Raw genomic sequence first — 767 nt, 5'->3', positions numbered from 1 at the left:
TATTTACGCCGAGTTTTTCTTGAAGTGCAGTTTGCTGCATGGGAAAGCTTTGTGCTTCTATTGATGCTGTCGATGCTTGAACGCTCGATGAAACACTGGTTAGCAGCATAGCCACCAAACAAACCAGAGTAGTCATCAATGTACGATTCAACTTCAACATATCAATTTCTTCACAACACACTGATTTTCATCATACAGAAAGATCATATTCATACAAGTTTGAAGCACGAAGAGTACACGGTTATTTAACGAGCTATACCAGCATGAATCCGATAACGCTTGAAATACTTATGAAACACGAGTAATAGTTAGAGCAGTTTTTGTACTAACAAGGAAAGATTCATGCTTAAAAAGAGATTTTTCAAAACTAAAGATGAAGTTGAAGTCACTTTTGAACTCGATAAAAACCAATGGGAATCCATTAAAATCGCTGGAGATTTTAATGACTGGCAACCAGAGCCAATGAAACTGGTGAAAAAAAGCGGCCAATTTAAGTTCAAAACACGTCTACCCAAAGAGCAACACATCCAATTTCGTTATCTCCTCGATGAAGTTGAATGGGAGAACGATCCTCAAGCAGATGCTTACGTTCCAAATGGCTTTGGTAGCGACAACAGCGTTGTTTGCACCGTTGAATAAGTGGTAACTTTGATGGGTTGATTAGTGCGGATTTCACCGTAGTAACAATACATTCTTTTCACTTAAGGCGCACGAGTTGCGCCTTTTTCCTACCAATAAGACAAACTCAAGCAGCAATTATTGTTGCT

General features: G+C 38.9%; 1 protein-coding gene. It reads left to right on the top strand.

Translation table 11 applies throughout. The features are described from left to right. Window positions 1–342: 342 nt before the first annotated feature. Entirely contained in the window at window positions 343–639 is a 297-nt protein-coding gene (locus R7040_RS26010) for an isoamylase early set domain-containing protein (protein WP_005477072.1), read from the top strand. The last annotated feature ends 128 nt before the right edge of the window (window positions 640–767 follow it).

It is taken from the genome of Vibrio sp. 1069, from assembly GCF_033340555.1.
The sequence above is the reverse complement of the archived record's forward strand: the minus strand, read 5'-3'. Positions and strand labels throughout refer to the sequence as shown.